The organism is Streptomyces sp. NBC_01485 (genome assembly GCF_036227125.1).
Taxonomy (GTDB): domain Bacteria; phylum Actinomycetota; class Actinomycetes; order Streptomycetales; family Streptomycetaceae; genus Streptomyces.
This window is the reverse complement of sequence record NZ_CP109435.1, coordinates 3,193,545-3,210,934: the sequence shown is the minus strand read 5'-3', so window position 1 is coordinate 3,210,934 and position 17,390 is coordinate 3,193,545. Positions and strand designations below refer to the sequence as shown.

At 67.3% G+C, this 17,390-nt stretch carries 6 protein-coding genes; 2 read left to right on the top strand and 4 right to left on the bottom strand.

Features of this window, described 5'->3' with window-relative positions; translation table 11 throughout:
• Positions 1-4: 4 nt before the first annotated feature.
• The 4 genes from OG352_RS14755 to OG352_RS14740 all read right to left on the bottom strand — a co-directional run bounded on the left by OG352_RS14755 (position 5) and on the right by OG352_RS14740 (position 11,757).
• Positions 5-5,563 (bottom strand): RHS repeat domain-containing protein, encoded by a 5,559-nt coding sequence (locus OG352_RS14755; RefSeq protein WP_329223830.1) that lies wholly within the window; start codon positions 5,561-5,563, stop codon positions 5-7.
• Positions 5,564-6,637: 1,074 nt separating this feature from the next.
• Entirely contained in the window at positions 6,638-10,396 is a 3,759-nt protein-coding gene (locus OG352_RS14750) for a LamG domain-containing protein (protein ID WP_329217302.1), read from the bottom strand.
• 320 nt (positions 10,397-10,716) lie between these two features.
• Entirely contained in the window at positions 10,717-10,893 is a 177-nt protein-coding gene (locus OG352_RS14745; protein ID WP_329217300.1) for a DUF397 domain-containing protein, read from the bottom strand.
• A gap of 12 nt (positions 10,894-10,905) precedes the next feature.
• Positions 10,906-11,757, bottom strand: a complete 852-nt coding sequence (locus OG352_RS14740) for a helix-turn-helix domain-containing protein (RefSeq protein WP_329217298.1) — start codon at positions 11,755-11,757, stop codon at positions 10,906-10,908.
• A 250-nt stretch (positions 11,758-12,007) separates the two neighbouring features.
• Between OG352_RS14740 and OG352_RS14735 the strand changes: the two genes are divergently transcribed.
• Positions 12,008-12,469, top strand: coding sequence for an ATP-binding protein (locus OG352_RS14735; protein WP_329217296.1), 462 nt, complete (start codon positions 12,008-12,010; stop codon positions 12,467-12,469).
• A gap of 42 nt (positions 12,470-12,511) precedes the next feature.
• Positions 12,512-17,374 carry a polymorphic toxin-type HINT domain-containing protein gene (locus tag OG352_RS14730; RefSeq protein ID WP_329217294.1) on the top strand — a complete coding sequence of 1,621 codons (4,863 nt, stop codon included), beginning with the start codon at positions 12,512-12,514 and terminating at the stop codon, positions 17,372-17,374.
• The last annotated feature ends 16 nt before the right edge of the window (positions 17,375-17,390 follow it).

Below are 17,390 nucleotides of genomic sequence, written 5' to 3'. Positions count from 1 at the left end.
TCGCTTAATTCGGTACATATACTTCCTCGACCCAGGAGATCTTCACTTCTATGTCTCTCTGGCCGTCAGGCCAGATCCGCTTGACGGCGTCCGAACCCGCCTTCATGACAGGGTTGCTGCTTCCGTTCTTGTACCCGTCGTCCGAAAGGCTGCGCGTGGCCGAGGCTACCGTCATGCGGTTGGACACCTCCACCTGCACTTGGCCGACAAGAGCTCCCTTGTCCCACTCTGAATCCGTCTGAGCCGGCCGGCAGGACACCCCGAGCAGTTCGTAGTCGAGGTTGTAGGAGCCGAGCGCAAGGCTTGCGGGGCTGGCCCCGTAGATTCCCGCAGTGAAGAACCCAGTCAAGTCAGTAAGTCCTTCCCATGCCTTTTCGAAATCGCTGCGCTTGGCGTGAGACTTATCGAACGACTCCTTGTTCGTGCGATACACTCCGTCCTTGATCAGGCCCTGTATCTTTCTGGTGAATGATCTGAAGTGGTCCTCCGTGCGTAGCTGTCTGACGAATTCGCCGTCCGGAGGAAGGGTGATCTCCGTCGGTCCGCCCATCGCCCAGACCGCGACCAGTTCCTCGGCAGAGAGGTCTGTGGTCTCGGTACCGTCGGGCCCCTTCTTGCCGTCTTTCCGATCCGGCGCAGGGTTCGGCCCCTTCTTGAAGACAGCGACGTTGACCGAGGTCGTCTTTCCGCCGCGGGTCTGCACCGTCGCGCTGATGTACGTGCTCGACGTGCCGGGGACCTTGGTCACGTAGGTCTTGGTGGAGTGGTAGACCCACGTCCCGTTGGCGCCCATCGTCATGTGGTCCCGGTAGGTACCGCCCTTGCCGTCGCTGCACCCCTGCTCACAGCCCGTGATCGGTCGTAGGCCGGTGGGGTCGGACTTGGTGACGGGGGTGTTGTTGGCGTAGGCATAGCCGTTGAGGGACTCGTGGTCCTCAGGAGCGAGGACGGGGTCGACGGAGAGGAAGCGTCCGGTGGCCGGGTCGTACTCGCGGGCGCCGATGTGGGTGAGTCCGGTGTCGGCGTCGGCGGGTTTGCCGAGGAAACCCTTGTCGTCGGGCCAGGCCGACGGTGCCGCTCCGCGAGTCTCGCCGAAAGGCTTGGTGTAGCGGCGGGTCACAGCCTGGGTGGTGGCGTCCACTGTCATCGAGGCGGTGCCGTGGTGATCGTCGACCATCCAGGTCAGGCTGGTCTCGGTGCGGACGGCGCTGACGTCACCGGCCGCGTAGTAGCGCTGGGCGCTGAACTTCTTGGCCGCGGTGTCGTAGTGGAGTTCCTGGCCGGCCAGGTAGAGGACGCTCTTGTCGGGGCCGCGGCGGATCAGCAGGTCGCCATTGGCGTCGTAGAGATAGTCGGTGGCCTTGGTGCCCTCGGCGAGGTGGGTGAGTTCTCCTTCGATGTCCCAGGTGAGGCTCTGCGCGATGCCGGTGGGGCCGTAGCGCTTGGTGGTGTTGCCCTGCTCGTCGTACGTAAGCGCCTTGGCGGTGCTGCCGTCGACGGTGAGCGAGGTCAGGGTGTGTGGCTGGCCGGTGCCGGAGGCATTGACCACGGGGTAGCCGTAGTCGGTCTCGGCATCACTGGTGGCCTTGTGGTCGGTCTGGGTGTCGCGCAGGCCGCCGGGCTTGTAGGTCCAGCTGGTCCAGTACGGGGCCGGCCCGCCGAGGGCGCTCGCCGAGCGGGCGGTGGCACAGTCGTTGGAGGACGGGGTCCAGGCTTCGGTCAGACGGCGGTAGCCGTCGTAGGCGAAGCACTGGGTGTCCTTGCCGCCCGCGCTGTCGGCGATCGACTTGACGTTGCCGGTGGCGTCGTAGGCGTAGTCGACGTCGCTGGTGTAGCCGGTGTTGGTCTGGTCGACGGTGTGGGTGTTGGCCAGCCGGCGGGTGCCGTCCTCGTAGCGGTTGAGGATCTGGAGCTGCTTGGCGCCGGTGGAGGTGCCCAGGCGGGTCTCCTCGATCTCACCGTAGGAGGAGTAGCCGATGTTCTGGACGTAGTCGGTCATGCCGTCGGTGCCGGTGAGCATGCCGAGGTCGTTGTAGCTGTTGGCCACGGTCTCGGCGGGCAGGCCGGCCACCGCGGGCATCGAGGTGGACTGGACCGTGCCGTCCCTGTTGTAGACGGTGGAGGTGGTGAAGGTCTGCGGCGCGCCTGCGACGACCAGCAGGTCGGTGGCGGCGAGGACGGTCTTGGTGCCCTTGGCACGGCCGAGCGCGTCGTAGCCGGTGACGGCCTGGGAGTAGATCTTGCCGGTGGTGCCGCCGACGTACCGGATGGCCGCGGTCACCTGTCCCTTGGCGAGAGAGTCGTAGGTGAATTTGGTCAACTGGTGGGTGTTGTCCTTCACCCCGTCCCAGGTGCCGGTCTTGCGGCCGAGCTCGTCGTAGTCAGTGATCACGGTACGGGTGACCTGGTCGAGCGTCGTCGTGGTGGTCACCGGCTGGTCGGCATCGTTGTAGGCGGTGGTGACGGTGCCCTTGTCGGGGTCGGTGGAGGTGGTCTTGCGGCCGCGCAGGTCGTAGCCGTACGACCAGACGGCGTTGTCCGGGCCCGTCATCTTCGTCAGCCGGCCGGAGGCGTCGTGCTCGAAGAGCGTGCGGGTGTAGTCACTGCCGGTCGGGTCGGGGCCGCCGTACTCGCGGCGCTCGATGATCCTGCCGCGGGCGTCAGTGATGCTCAGGGTGCCGGTGCCGCCCACGGCAGCGGTGGCGGCGGTGCGGTCGCCCTGGTATTCGGTCTTGGTGCGCCATTTCTCCTGGTCGTAGACCCGGAAGATCGATTCGGTGGCGCGGCCAGCGGCGTCGAAGACCGTTTCGGTGGAGGCGGGGACGGAGCCGGGGTAGGTGTTGGCCAGGCTGCCCGAGGGGGCGCTGTTGTCGTGCACTTGGCTGTTGGATACGTACGCCAGGCCGCGGTCGTCGTAGAGGGTTTCGGAGATCACCCGGCCGCCGTTCGGCGCGGGGACCTGCTTCTGGCGGGAGCGCAGCAGGCCGTCGAGGATCTCGTAGGAGCTGTTGTAGGTCTTTCCGTCGGCCTTGAGGGCGTCGGTGCGGACCCAGGTCTCCTTGTCGTTGTTGACGCTGTAGGCGTAGACGGTGGTGGCGGCGTCGCCGAGCTTGCGGGAGCGGTCCGGCTTCCAGATCGAGACCAGGCGTCCGAGCGCGTCGAAGGACCATTCGGTGACGTTGCCGTTGGCGTCGGTGGTTTTGGCGGCCGTGCCCCAGGCCGGGTCCACCTGAGTGGTGGAGGTGTAGAGCTTGGGGTCGATGGAGGTCTTGGACGTCAGCGGGCCGTAGCCGTTGTCGTCGGGGACATAGGTGGTCGAGACCGTGCGGTTCAGGGCGTTGGTCTCGGTGAGCGGCCGGCCCAGTTTGTCGTATGTGGAGCTGGAGACTTTCTGGTAGGCGGGCGTCTTGTTCACCGGGTCGTAGCTTGCCACCCGGTAGGAGGCGGTGACGTCGCCCTTGGTGGGCGCTACGCCGACCGCCTGGCCGTCGTAGGCCGTGGTGACGTCGGACACGACGTCCCCGGGAACCACCGGAGTGGCCGCGCAGGAGACGGAGTACACCTCGGCGCGACTGACCTTGGCCACCAGCCAGGCCGAGGTGTTACGGGCGTAGCTGGTCCGCACGCATGACTCGTCGCCGGTCTTGGCGGCGTCGCCGCTGTCCTCCACGGTGATCGGCATGCCGTACGTGGTGTCGTACGTGGTTTTCTGCTTGACCGTGCGGGTGCCGGTGGAGGTCTTGGTGCGGGTGGCGGTCTCACCGGCCTGGACGATCCAGGAGTCGGTGGTGCCCCAGGTGTAGGTGTGGCTGCCGGTCTTGGACGACCAGGGGGTGTTGATGGTGCCGCTGAGTTCTTCGGTGCCGTTGTAGACGATGGTCTCGCGGACGAAGCCGGTGTACTGGCGGGAGTCGTCGATGGCTGTGCCGGTGGAGTCGGTGACCTTCTCGGCGCGGGCGGTGCCGTCGAGTTCCTTCTCGCCGTTCAGGCCGCGCATGTAGAGGGTGGACTTCTTGGAGCGCGGGCCCTCGGAGTCGCCGGAGGTCTCGACGACCTTGCCGTAGCCGCGCCACTGTGACCAGGTGCGGTTGGAGGTCTTGGTCAGGCCCTCGTCGTCGGCGTAGGCCCATCCGGCGCCGCCCTGGTAGTCGTAGTACGTCTCGCCGGTGTCGCCGTGGCCGTAGGGGTCGTCCTGGAAGACGGACGTCACCACGTACTTGTGGAACCAGTCCGTGGTCGGAGTCGCCCCGGACTGGGACCACTTGACCGGGAAGCAGCGGCGGGTGTTCTTGTCGACGTCCGCCGGCATGCTCGAGCCCCAGACGCAGTCGGGGTCGGAGTAGTTGGCGGTGAGGGTGGAGCCGGTCTCGGACTTGATGGTGCGTACCCGCCACTTGATGTAGCGCAGGGTGTCCGGGCCGCTGCCCTCGACGTGGTTGGGCAGCTGGATGCCGCCGAAGACGACCGGCGGCATGGCGGCCGCGGTGGTGTTGGCCTTGCCGGTGTTCTGGATGGACTTCAGCCACAGGCTCGCCGAGGAGGCGTCGCCGGTGTCGGGGAAGTCCTGCTCAAGGTGCCAGGTGTCCACGTCCCGGCGGGTGGTGCCGGTGCCGGTCCACACCGAGGTGGTGACGTCGGTGAGGCGCTTGCGGGTGAAGAAGGACGGGCCGATCTGGGTGGTGCACTTGGTACTGGCCGCGCAGATCATGTCGAAGGGCACGTCGGGCCAGTTGGCCTTGGTGGCTGCGGTCAGGCTGGAGCAGCCGCCCGAGACGACGCAGCGCTCGGCGTAGGTGAAGCGGACCTGCTGGGCGGCGGGCTTGGTGTGGATCAGGTCGCTGCGCAGTCCGTAGTCGATGCGGTCGAGGTAGCCGCCGCGGGTGTAGCCGGTGCCGTTGACGGTGGTGTCGGCGTTCTTGGAGTAGTAGTTCGTCTCCGGGGTGTACCAGTAGGTGGAGGCGTTGGCGTGGGTGTCCACGACGTAGTCGAGGTTCCAGCGCCAGGCCTGGTTGCAGAAGGAGTCGGCGAAGCCGGTGGACTTGTGGCAGGGCTCGCCGGAGTCGTCGCCGAAGACCGGGACGGTCCACACGGAGTTGGTGACCGGGTCGTCGTCGGCGGTGGAGGTGGTGCCCTTGTCGCTCCAGCCGGGCATGCGGTGCTTGCCGAAGAAGTACTGGGTGCCGGAGACGTCCGTGACCTTCCAGTACTCGGTGTTGTTGTCGCCGTTGCCGGTGGCGCCGGTCAGATGCTCGACGCGGGTGCCGTCCTCGTTCTTCAGCTTCCATGAACCGCCGGACGCCTCGGACAGGGCGGCGGTGTCACAGGCCGCCTTGTCGGCGCAGGCGTTGACCAGCTCCACCGCCTTGCCGTTGAGGACCAGGGTGGCGTTGGCGTACTTCCAGCACAGGTCGCCCTTGCCGGACTGGCCGTCGTCCTTGCAGGAGCCGTACTTGCGCTCGATGTAGGACTCGGTGATCGAGAAGCCTTCGCCGACCACCGAGGTCTGGTTGTTCTCGCCTGCCGTACGGCCGTCCACCGAGGCGGAGTCGTAGGAGATCGACAGGTTCGGGGACGGGCCGGCGGTCGCCGGGGGGACGCGCAGCGGGTAGTTCCAGGTGAAGTCGCCCGTGCTGCCGCCGGCCTCCCAGGTCGCGGTCGGGGACAGCGAGGTGGCGGAGTAGTCGCCTCCGCCGCCCGAACTCTCGGCCGCTGCCGCGAGCAGCATCGGGGTGCCGGCGGCAAGGGCGCGGGCGGAGACGGTGCCGGTTAGGGTCTGCGACTTCGCGTCGTTGCCCGCGCCCGCCACCGTGCTCTGGGTGCGGCAGGACGCCTTCTGCGGAGTGGTGAGCGCACACGCGGGGAGCGTCACCAGGTGCAGACGGGGGCCGAAGTTGCCGCCGTAGACATCGCTGAAGGACGAGTAGTCCAGGGAGACGCGGAGCTTGTCGGTGTCACCGGCGGAGTCTCGGGATGCGGCTCCCGCCGGGTCGACGGTGAGCAGGACGCCGTTGACGCCCGCCTTCTTCGCGGCCGACTGGGCGTGGACGCTGAGCGTCACCTTTTCGGCCGGACCGGTGGCCTTGGCCGCCGTCTTGCTCATGGCCGATCCGGGTGCCGGGGTGGCGGGCTCCTGGGCCAGCTTGACGCCGAGCCCACCGACGGTGACAGCGGCCTTACCGGTCGCCGCGACCTCGGCGGCGGCCTGGCCGGCCTTCGGCCACGCGGTTTTCTTCAGCCGCTCACGGGTCTCCCGGGAGGCGGAGGCGGCCTTGTCCTTCGGGGCCTTGGACGTGCCGGGCTTGAGCACGCCCACCTTGTCGATCTTCGCGTCGGGCTGGTCCTCCAGCTGCTTGCGAGCCGCCTGGGACTGGGCCTGGGCGGTGAAGTCGTAGCCCGTGGGAACCACGACTTGGGGCAGGACGGAGAGAGAGGCGACAAGCGCGCCACGGCCGAGCCAGCGGCGTACGACCGCCCCTGGCAAGCGTGTGCGGAAGGGGGATGGGGACACGTGATTCCCTGGATTCGAGAACGAGTAGGAGCCGCTCCGAGGGCAGGACCGATACCGGAGCGGAGATCTGGCAGGTGCGGAGAGGCCGGGTGGCCGGGCGGAGGTCCCGCCGGGCCACCCGGGAACTGACTACTGCTCGGTGTTCCAGCGGTCGGCGATCACACTGGTGGGCGTGGCGCCGGACCAGACCCGGACGCTGTCGACCGTTCCGGGGAAGTAGCGCGTGGCAGCGCCGTCGATCTTCGCCCGTCCAACCTCGAACGCCCCGCTGCCCTGCCACGGAGCCGGGAAGGACACGTCGTCCTCGCTGCCCATGCGTGCGCTGTCGACGTAGAGGATGAGCGAACCGAGCTTCGGGCCGTTGGCGGTGTCGACTGCCGTCTGCGCGTCGTACACGATCGTCAGCATGACCGGATCGCCGTTGAGTTCAGCGGCGCTGACGGCGTCGGACTCGCTCTTCGTCCAGACCGCACCGGTGCCGTCCTTGTCGGGGCGGCCGAAGGTCCAACGACCCTGGCTGCTCCCGGCCGGCTGCTCGTACCAGACGCCCCAGGAAGACTGCGTCGCCCCTGACTGACCGAACACCTGCACCGCGTACGACTTGGTGGTGTCGGTGAACTTGGCGGGGTCCAGCGTCACCCAGGCGGTGGCCGTGAACGAGCCGGTGTCGTCCACGATCGGGCCGGTCGCCGAGGCGTAGGCCTGGGTGCCGTTCAGTTGCATCGTCTGCTTGGTCGTGCCGGTCTCGCCGGTGTCCGGATCCGCACCGGTGGTGATCTGGGTCAGCGTCGCCCCGCTGAGGGTCAGAACGCGGGCGAATCCGCTGGTGTTGTCCTTGATCGTGGTGCCGGTCGCGTTCACCGTGTCCGTGGCGTCCCACTTGGCGACGAGCGTCGACACCGGATCACCGGAAGTGCCGTCGCTGCTGTCCTCGTCCTCAAGGCCGGCGTCCTGTACGACCTCCGAATCGGCGAGCACCCGGGACCAGACGTGTACCTCGTCGATGAGCCCGTTGAACTGCTCGGCGTAGCCGACGCTGTTGTGGAACCGACCGATCTGGAGTGGTCCGGCCGCCGCCCACGGCGTGGTGAAGGCCACGGGAGAACCCTGGGGACGGCCGTTCACATACAACAGCACGGTCTGGCCCACAGCGTCGTACACACCGGTGAGGTGGGTCCACACCCCTGCCGCGGGGGCGGCGAGAGAGATGGAGCGGCTCGCCGTCGGAGCAGCCACGTCAGTGTGGTAACGGGAGAATACGAACCGCTTGCTGGTGGCCGAGTAGTGCAGCGCGAAACCCGACAGCGTGGTGGCCTGCTGAGAGACGACGGTCTGGTTGCGGGAGGCGTCCGAGAGCCGGATCCAGGCGGAGATACTGAACGACTTGGTCGTGTCCACCACTGGCCCGGACGACTGGGCATAGCCCGCCGTGCCGTCCAGTTTCAGCGAAGCCGCTCCTCCACGGCCTGGGCCGTCGTACGAAGCCCCTGATCCCGTGGACAGTGCATGGGGCGTGGCTGTTGTCGTGGAGTCGTTGCCGTTGCCGTCGAAGTGCCACATGCCGGAGGGCTTCGCACCGGAGTTGGCGAGGAAGCTGTAGTAGCCCGTGAGTGAGCTGTGACCGGCCGCGTCGTAGCCCCAGACCTGGACGGTGTTCTCACCGACCTGGTTCGGCGTGATGTTCGCCTTGGCGGCCGTGCCCTTCGCAACGGTGATCGGTGCGGACACCGCGCCGCTGTTCAGCCGCCACTTGTAGCTGACGACGTCGGACTGGATGCCGGCCGTGGCGGGGTTGGTGTCAGCGGGGGTGAAGAGGAACTCGCCCGTCACACCCACACCGTCCGCGGCCTGGTTCGTCTCGGCGGGCTGGTAGCGGCCGTCCGAGCTGGACACCACCGGAGGCGGCGGGGAATCGGTGTCGACCCGGAAGTAGCACCAGGACGACCAGGCCGAGTCCAGAACACCGGTGGCGCCTCGGTCAGTCATGTAGTAGGCCTGTGTCTTGACCCGCAGTCTGTAGTCCGTCTGCGGGGTCAGTGCGGGCGACGTGGCGTCACGCACCGCGTTGTCCGCCACCCAGGCGCCGGCGGGAGAGTTCGCCGCCCAGGCACGGCTGGTGCCGTCCGCCTTCCAGATCTCGAACGCCGCACGCAGTTGTGCCTGCGATCCGTCCGCCGACTGCACCGTGCCGTACACCTTCGGTGTGGTGTCGCCGGTGACCTGCGGTACGGCGGAAGTCCCGCACGCCTTGCCGCTGGTGCCGTCCTGGACCTTTGCCTCGGTCGGCGCGGAGGGGTAGGAGACGTACGTCACCGACAGCTTCGCGTCGTTGCGGAACCGCGCCCAGGCGCCGGCGTCGGACTCGTCGTGCGCGGTCAGCGAGAAGGTGATCTCGGCCTTCTTGCTCGCGGCGTAGGACGCGAGGGTGGTCGTCAGGTTCTCGTTGGTCTCCCCGCCGGAGACGTTGTCGCTGAAGCGCACCCAGTTCGCCGGCTGCGACGGGCTGCACAGGGTGCCTCGCCCGTAAGCCACTTCCCGGTCGCCCATCAGATCCACGCCGGCGGGGCGGGACGACCAGGTGGTGCTGGAGGAGATGCCCTTGTCCACGCGGCTCAGGTCGTACCAGTGCGGATCGCAACTGAACGTCCAGAGCTGGTACACCTCCATCGTCGCGTCCAGGATCTTCTTGCCGTGGATCGACGAGAGCGGGTACTCGAAGTACATGCGCTGGGTGTACGGGATGCTGGCGCAGAGGTAGCCGGCGTAGTTGGAGCAGCGACCCACGCCCTTGTCCCCGTCGAACTCCCAGTACTTGGTGCCGTTGGAGGCGAGGGCCGTCCAGTCGCCCAGTGCGATGCCCTTGGTCGGCGGGTCGATGTACAACGGGAAGACGGTGTCCTCGCCGTGGAGGAGAGCCGGATCGGGCGTGATCTCCAGGGTGGTGCCGGTGACCTTGAGCGGGATCTCGGCCGCCGCGTCACCGATGCCCGGGCCCTCCGAAGAAGCCGGCTCGCCCCCGGCGGCGGGCAGCGGGGCCGCCTCTGTCGGTTCCGGCTCGGCCTCCGTCTCCGCCTCTGCCGAAGCGGTGCGGGCCAGCTGCGTCGAGACCCCGGCCGTGGCGGTGGCCGTGGTGTCACCGGCCGAGTCCCACATCCGCCCTGCCGGGCTCTCGAAGACCGGGGTGCCGTCGCCGTCGCGCGCGACGAAACCGCCATCGGCCGTCGGGGAGATGTCCAGGCCTCCGCCGGAGACGGTCATCCGGATCGTCGCGAGCGCCGGGTTCTTCGCCGCCTCCGCGGTCTTGACCACGAGCACCGACGTGTAGCCGGAACTCAGCGCGGTCAGTTTCAGATCGACGTCGGGGAGGACTTTGGCGTAGATGGCGGTGGCGCCGTCGAGCCGGGGCTCAGGGAGCGCGGCGGGCCAGCCGAGCTTCAGCTCGTGCCCCTCGTCCTCCAGCGTGACCAGTCCGTTCCCGCTGCCGCCGCCCGAGAAAGTGAGATCTGCCGTCGTGTTCTTCGCCCGCACGGAGCCGTCGGACTCACGCACGAGGGTGGTGTCGATGGAGGCCCAGGTGCCGTCGTCCTTCCGGGCACGGACCGGGGCCGCGTTCGTCTCCTGCGTGAAGGTGCCGTCCGGGTTGGCGAAGACCTGGGACGAATCGGTGGTCACCGCGTCCACGGCCACCCGCTCACCGGTCTTCGCCGCGAGAGCGCTCGCCTGCGACTCCGGACTCCTGTCAGCCGCTGCCGAAGCCGCCCCGTCCTCGGCGAGTGCTGGAGTCGCCCCGGCCCCGATCGTCTGGACCGCGCCCGCCAGGAGCGCGACGGCTATCGCCGCACTCCGTACCGCCTGCCGCCAACTGTGCCCCCGTTGCCGCGTAAACACGCCCCACCCGTCCCCTTTAGTTTTTCATTACACAAGCTATGGGGATCATGTGTTGATCGAACATGCTGGTCAATGGTGTTGCGTGTCACATGACTCCCTTTCAGCCTGCCAATAGGGCGTGCTGGTTGGGCTGGTGAGAGTTGACGAAGTAGCTCGTCGTAGACGGTGTCCTGGCCAAGATCCACCGCCCCGAGATGTGGAGAATGCTGACAGAGGGGCTGGTGGTTGATGCACGATCAGGCCGCGAACCGTTTGCGTAAGCGCTCAGCGGGGTTCTCTCGGCCGAGCGTTTCCGTGACTCCTGTGAGCAGTGCGCTGCTTCAGCTGTGGCGCAGGGTGGTTATCAGGGCTCTGAGTTGGCGTGGGCTGGTGGTGAGGATGGTTTCCGGTTCGTCGCTTTCGCGGAGGAGGATCGTTCCGGTGGGGGTGGTGGTGAGGTAGACGCAGGCGGAGCCCTCTTCGCTGTACGTCGACTTCTGCCAGTTCCGTTCGGCCATGTCTCGTCTCTCTCAGGTGTCTTGGGCGATGCGGTGGATGAGGTCGCGGGAGGCGGTGGGCTTCAGGGTGACTGCCTCCATACGGTCCAGGACGAGGCGGTACTTCTCCAGTTGTCCGGCGGCGTCGACGAGTTCGCTGCCGTGGGCGGTGTCGACCTCCACCGTGTCGAGGGTCGGTACCGGACCGTGGAAGTAGTCCACGGCATGGCCTGTGGTGGGAAACGACGTGCCGTTGAACGGGATCACGCGGAGGGAGACGTTTGCCTGCTCGCTGGCTCCGGCCAGATGTTCCAGTTGGGCCCGGGCCACCTCGCGGCCGCCGAACTGCATCCGCAGGGCGGCCTCGTGGACGATCGCGGTGTACGGCGGCGGCTGCTCGCGGTGGAGGATGGCCTGGCGCTTGATGCGATGGGAGATGCGGTACTCGATCTCGTGCGGCCGAAGGGACGGAACCGCCTCGCGGAACAACGCGCGGGCGTGCTCCGGGGTCTGAAGCAGGCCCGGGATGTTGATGACCTGGGTGACGCGTAGAGCGGTGGCGCGGTGCTCCAGTTCCGCGAGGTCCAGAAGGCGGGGTGGCAGCGTGTCCCGGTACTCCTCCCACCAGCCACGCGTTCGGTCCGCCGCCATGCCCGCGAGGGCGTCGACCAAGCTCTGGTCCGTGCAGCCGTAGATGTGGGCGAGCGTGCGCACGCGTTCCGCGCTGACACCGAAGCGGTTGGCCTCGATGTTGCTGACCTGCGCCTGAGTGGTGCCCAGAGAGCGGGCGGTCTCGGCAGCGGTCATGCCGGCGCGTTCCCGCAGGCGCCGCAGCTCGATGCCGACGCGGAGGCGGCGTGCAGTGGGGGCGTTTCGTGGTGCCAAGTCCTCGCTCCGTTCCGTACACCTGGTGTGGAGGTCACCCACACGAGGTAAATCCCTGAAGGTTTTGCTCGTGAGTGCAAAACCTTCAGGGATTGCAGTCTACGGTGAGACCCGAGCCGCTCAACCGGCCCCGCCTGTAAGTCGGAAGTGCACCGCGCCGCCCATCGAGCACGCGGCACTGCCACCGCCCGGCCGGGCCAGGCCGTCGAGCGGACCGAAGAGCCAACTTCCCCCACCGCAGGAGGCGTTCATGGTCACCGTATCCCCGTCGGAGTGCGAAGCGGTTCCAACTTGGGCGTACGTGCTTCAACTGCCCCATGATCCCCGTGGCGCCCGCATCGCACGCGTCACCCTCCGGGCCGTCCTCGCCGGACACGGCATGGCCCAACTCCAGGACACGGCTGAACTGTTGGCCACCGAGCTGGTCACCAACGCCTACCGGCATTCCACCGGCCCCGCCACCCTCCGCCTCCGTGGCCTCGGTCGCGGTCGGCTCCGGGTGAGTGTCTGGGATGCCAATCCCCACATCCCGCCGCCCTTCGACAAGCGGTCCGGGTCCATCCGCCTCCCCGCCCCGGTGGGTGTCGAAGCGGAGGGTGGGCGTGGGCTCTTCCTCGTGTGTCAGTACGCCGAGACGTGGGGCGGGTATTCGCTCGGCGGCGGTCTCTCCGGGGGTGGCGGGAAGTTGTTGTGGTGCGAGGTCGGTGGGTGAGCGCGGCCGAAGGAGGGCGAGTCCGCCAAGCGCTGCTACCCGGTGAAGTGGAATCCGCCGGGCGTCGAGGAGCCGATCACCGACTGGTTCCACAAGTACGTCGTCAGCATGGTCACCCAGACCGACCTGGTCGGCGGCACCCCGGACATGTCCACGTCGTACGACTACATCGGCGACGCCGGCTGGCGGAAGTCCCGCGCGGACGGCGTCACCGAGGCGAAGTACCTGACGTGGGGCGACTGGCGCGGCTATGCCAAGGTGCGGGTGACGGGTTCGGAGGGCGGCGTCGCCGCGGCCAACAACACCCGTACCGAGCACGCGTTCTTCCGCGGTCTCAACGGTGACGCGACGGCGGCGGGCGGCACACGCACCGAGACACTCAAGGACTCGACCGGCACCACGTACACGGACGCCGACCACCTCTCCGGTTTCGAGCTGGAGACGACCACGTACAACGGCTCCTTCAGCGCGGACGCGGTCGTCTCCAAGAGCATCAGCACCCCCTGGACCCAGCGCACCGGCTCCCGCAAGCAGGACTGGGGCACGACCGAGTCCTGGTACCTGCGCCCGAAGGACACCAACAGCTACACGGCGCTGGAGGGTCACACCGCGCAGAGCCCCAAGTGGCGGGTGACGAAGAGCACCAACACCTACGACACCGTCACGGGCCGGGCGACCAAGGTCGACGACTTCGGAGTCGACGGCGACGCCACCGACAACCAGTGCACCCTCACGTACTACGCGGACAACGCCGACAAGAACATGCTGGCGTTCCCGTACCGGGTGCACACCACGGCGACCACCTGCGCCGACACCGCCAACCACGGCAAGGAGACGCTCTCCGACGACCTCACCCTCTACGACGGCCAGGCCCTCGGCACCGGCCCGACGAAGGGCGACACCACCAAGGTCCAGCGCCTCGCCTCGTTGACGGTCGACAACACCCCCGTCTACGAGACGATCACCGACCTCGCCCCCGCCGACTTCGACGCCAACGGCCGCCCGCTCAAGGTGAAGGACGCCGCGGGCACCGAGACCTCGATGGTCTACACGGACACCAACGGCCTGGCCACCAAGAAGGTCGAGACGAACACGCTGGGCTGGCAGACCACGACCGACTACAACCCGGCCTGGGGCAGCCCGACGGGCCAGACCGACCCCAACGGCAAGCGCACCGACTTCGACTACGACGGCCTGGGCCGCCTCACCAGCGTCTGGCTCCCGGACCTTCCCAAGTCGAGTTCCTCACCCAGCATCAAGTACGCGTACACCGTCCGCAAGAACGCGCCGTCCGTCGTGACGACACAAAAGGTCCAGGTGGGCGGCGGATACACGATTCCCGAGTACACGCTCTACGACGGGAACCTGCGTCCGATCCAGGTCCAGACGGAGGGCCCGAACAGCGGCCGCATGATCGCGGACACGTTCTACGACGGTCTCGGCCGCGTCGTGAAGACCAACGGCGACTACTACACGACCGGCGCCCCGAGCGGTACGCCCTTCGCGGTGGTCAACGGTGACGTCGACACCCAGAACCTGACGCAGTACGACGGCGCGGGCCGCAAGACCGCCGACATCTTCGCGGTGGCCGGCGACGAGCGGTGGCGGACCACGTACGCGTACGGCGGCGACCGCGTCCACACCGACCCGCCGAACGGCCAGGCACCGACCACGACGATCACCGACGGCCGTGACCAGACGGCGGAGATACGCCAGTACAAGGGCAGTGCCCCCCTGCCCACCGGCACCTCGGCGGACTACGTCTCCACCAAGTACACGTACAACAAGGCCGGCCTGCTGGGGACGGTGAAGGACGGCAGCGGAAACCTCTGGTCCTACGGCTACGACAAGCGCGGCCGCAAGATCAGCGCCGACGACCCCGACACGGGCCACACCGACTTCGCCTACGACATCCTGGACCGCCTGACGTCGTCCACGGACTCACGCGGCAAGAAGACCTCCACGGTCTACGACAAGCTCGGCCGCACCACGGCCACGTGGGAGGGCGAGCCGACCACCGGAAAGCAGTTGAGCGCCTTCAACTACGACGTGGTGGCGAAGGGGCAGGCCTACGGCACCTACACCTACGTGAACGGTGCGGTCTACGCCGTCAGGCTGGTCACCCAACTCGACACCACCTACCAGCCCCTGACCGTGCGCTATTCGGTCTCCAAGACGGCCGAACCGGAACTGGGCGGGGCGTACGAGTACAACACGGCCTACAACACCGACGGAACCGTCCAGTCCACGAGGATGCCGGCGGCCGGAGGGCTGTCGTCGGAGGGCCTGTTCCCCGAGTACGACGGGCTTCAGCGTCAGACAGCACTCCACAGCGCCTACGGCTCGACGTTCGACAACAACACGATCGTCAACCTGGCGAGCTACTCCAACACCAGCCAGTTGAAACAACTGGAACTGAACAGCAACACCAACGGGGCTAAGAAAACCTGGCTGACGTACGGCTACGAGCGCGGCACGAATCGTCTGACGAGCTCACGCGTCGACCGCGAAGGCGCCACGGCGGTCACCTACGACGCCCGCTACACCTACGACCAGGTCGGCAACGTCACGTCGATCACGGACAAGCCGACCGGCGGCCAGACGGACGCCCAGTGCTTCCAGTACGACTACCAGCGCCGGATGACCCAGGCATGGACGAGCACGACGACGCCGGACAGCGCGATCGGCACGGGCACGACGAACGCGTCCTGCGCCGCAGCGCCGTCGACGTCCACCGTCGGCGGCCCGGCCCCGTACTGGCGCTCGTACGAGTTCGACGACGTGACGGGCAACCGCAAGAAGGAGACGGCCCACGGCTTCGGCACGACCACCACGCCGGACGTCACCCGCACCTACTCCTACGGTGACGCAGACCAGGACGGCACGACAGGCGAGACCGGCGACGGCGGCCCGCACGCCCTGACCAAGGTCGAGACGCTCACCCCGGCCTACCAGGGCAACCCGCAGGTCAAGTCCCAGGACACGTACAAGTACGACAGCACGGGCAACACGACCGCACGTGTCCTGAGCGGCAACACCCAGACCTTGGACTGGAACTCCCAGGGCAAGCTCTCCAAGGTCACCGGCGCCAAGACGACGGACTACGTGTACGACGCCTCGGGCCAGCGCCTGCTGCGCAACGTCGGCGGCGAGAAGACGCTGTACCTGCCGGGCATGGAACTGCGCCTGAACCCGACGACGAAGGCGGTCACCGGCACCCGGTACTACACATTCGGCGCCCTCACCGTCGCGATGCGCACGGCGAGCGGAGTCCAGTTCCTGTCCGCCGACTCGCACGGCACGGCCGAGATAGCCGTCGACGCGGCCACGGGTGAGACCACCCGCCGCCGCATGGATCCCTACGGCAACGAGCGGGGCGACGACGGCAAGACCTGGGTCAACGACAAGGGCTTCCTCGGCAAGACCGTCGACGAGTCAACCGGCCTGGTCAATGTCGGCGCCCGTGAGTACGAAGTGGAGAACGGCCGGTTCATCTCAGCCGACCCGATCATCGACTTCTCCGACCCGCAGCAGATCAACGGCTACTCGTACGCCAACAACAACCCGATCGCCTTCGTCGACGCGACGGGGCTGAGACTCGCGGACTGCGTGGGCGGCTGGAGCGATTGCGGACCCGGTTCGTCGTTTGTCTCCAGTGGGTCCACCGCTGGCACCGGTGGCTCTCCCAGCAGCAACAGCAGCGGCAGCGCGAGGACCGTCGCCGAGGCGAAGGCGGAGGATGCCCGCGCGCAGGCGGACGACGCCAAGCAGCGCGTGAAGTCCGTCGCCAGGGAACTCGCCAAGATCGCGATGGACGAGCTCGGCATCACGGACGGGCTGGACTGCTTCACCACGGGCAACCTGGGCGCCTGCGGGGCGACGGCATTCAACATCGCCACCAGCTTCGCCGGAGGCCTGGTGGGCAAGTTGGCGACGAAGTATGCCTCCCCATTGAAGTGGGACAAGGCATGGGCCCTCGCCAAGCGGATCGGGGGCCTTGGCAGCAAGCTGACCTCCGCGGCCAAGGACTGGTACAAGTCCAGCAAGCTGGCGAAGAAGGCAGAGAAAGAGGCTGAAGCAGCAGTCGAAGCCGGCGAGAAATGCAACAGCTTCGTGCCGAAGACGAAAGTCCTGATGGCTGACGGAAGTCAGAAGTCGATCGAGGACATCGACATAGGCGACCGTGTCATCGCCACCGACTCGGAGACCGGCAAGACCCAGGTCCAGACGGTCACGGCGGAGATCAAGGGCAAGGGAACCAAGCACCTGGTCAAGGTCACCATCGACACCGATGGCGACAAGGGCCCGAAGACCGCATCGGTCACCGCGACCGACGGCCACCCGTTCTGGGTTCCTGAATTGCGCGAGTGGATCGACGCGACAGACCTCAAGTCGGGCGAACGGCTCCGCACCTCGGCCGGCACGCTCGTCCAGATCACCGCGGTCCAACGCTGGACCCAGCAGTCAACGGTCCACAACCTGACTGTCAGCGACCTGCACACGTATTATGTGCTGGCGGGGGCGACTCCGGTCCTCGTTCACAACAACAACTGTCCTCTGCACACGGTGGGTGGGCCGAGGGTTCGCCCAGGGAAAGATATCGATGTGGATGCGGATGGCTTCGTCAATGGGTCTACTGCTGAGCAACTGAAATCTCTGGATGTGCAGGGGCTCTCGACGTTTGATTCGGTGGAGAACGCCAGCCGTATCGGACTGAAGGGGCAGGTTCGTACCCCTACGGGTCCACTTCCTGACGGGTTGGGTGTTATCGCCGACGGCAGAGGGGTCGGAGGTCCGCGCGCACTTGGTCACCACACCATCTACCCGACGCGTCGCATGTCGTTCGATGAGTATGTAGGGCTCATCCAAGGGATGAACTGGCAGAACATAGGAAAGAAGCTGTGAGTCCAGAAAGAGATGC

What these genes read in the sequence shown, in the direction of transcription:
- OG352_RS14745 (WP_329217300.1), bottom strand. Translation starts at nt 10,893, where the DNA reads ATGGCCGAACGGAACTGGCAGAAGTCGACGTACAGCGAAGAGGGCTCC.
- OG352_RS14735 (WP_329217296.1), top strand. Translation starts at nt 12,008, where the DNA reads ATGGTCACCGTATCCCCGTCGGAGTGCGAAGCGGTTCCAACTTGGGCG.